Origin of the sequence: Streptomyces humidus (assembly GCF_014649655.1) — a bacterium.
Taxonomy (GTDB): domain Bacteria; phylum Actinomycetota; class Actinomycetes; order Streptomycetales; family Streptomycetaceae; genus Streptomyces; species Streptomyces humidus.
Genome location: NZ_BMTL01000145.1, coordinates 1 through 997, shown reverse-complemented (window position 1 = coordinate 997; position 997 = coordinate 1). Strand labels below are relative to the sequence as shown.

The 997-nt window shown below is 64.9% G+C and carries 1 protein-coding gene; it reads right to left on the bottom strand.

The features are described from left to right. Positions 1-484: 484 nt before the first annotated feature. A complete protein-coding gene (locus IE239_RS41470) occupies positions 485-874 on the bottom strand; it encodes a hypothetical protein (RefSeq protein ID WP_141722445.1) in 390 nt (129 codons plus the stop codon). Positions 875-997: the final 123 nt, after the last annotated feature.

Genomic DNA, 997 nt, shown 5'->3' with positions numbered 1-997 from the left:
CGCGAGCTGATGCAGCGAATGGGGCATGCGAGCATGCGAGCGGCGTTGATCTATCAGCACGCAACCAGCGAGCGGGACCGCGAGATCGCCTCGGCCATGGACCGGCGGATCGTCCGGCAGACCCGAGGCAAGGGCGGCCAGAGCAGCTAATGGCCCACGGATGGCCCGCAAGATCGGAGCGGGGGAGTAGCCGACCGGCCCAGGATCGGGGGATGCAGCCTCTGACCTGGGCCGGAGGCTGTTGGAGCGGGCGACGGGAATCGAACCCGCACCGTCAGTTTGGAAGAGCGCGCTCAATCGGTCGTGATGCCCGAAAGGCCGGCTCGTGGTGGCCGGCACTCCTACGCCTCGTGCCCGCTTATGACCGCTCGGCGCGATGGCTACTGGCCCGTGGATGGCCCGGCGGCTCCTCTTCCGTGGGCCACTGCTCCGGCAGCTTCGCAGGCGCTGCTTCCAAAGATCAAGGCTGTTGTCGGCCGACGGATCAGATTCGTGGCACAGGGCTGCCGCTGACAGCATCTAGCACCTGCCGGTCGCCGAGCGGCTTGTCAAGCCTCACGGGCACCCATCGCACGTCCGCGTAATCGCCACCCGACCACGACAATGTCGGCTGCCGTGCGACTACGTGCAAGATCACACGATCACTCTGGAAATCAGCGAACGTGCGCACGACCTCAAAGTCGGGATGCATCTCGACGCGCGCGTCGATGACCCTGCGGTCATCCCTTGGGTTGTAGGAGTTTACCGACACCTCAAACTCCAGCCCACGACGCATGGCGCCCACCGCGGCGTAGACGCTGATCAGGAGAACCACAGCAACTGCGACTACGAGAAGGGCCCGTCTCCTCGCCTTGGGGATCCGCTCGCCAGACATGCGCTCTCCGCTCCGTCTGCAGGAAATGGGTGACTCAGTCTTGACGCGACGCTTGGTGCAGGCAAGACCGTTGAGGGCAGGAAACTGATCTCCTCGTCGGGCAGTTGTAGACCTTCCAGGCTC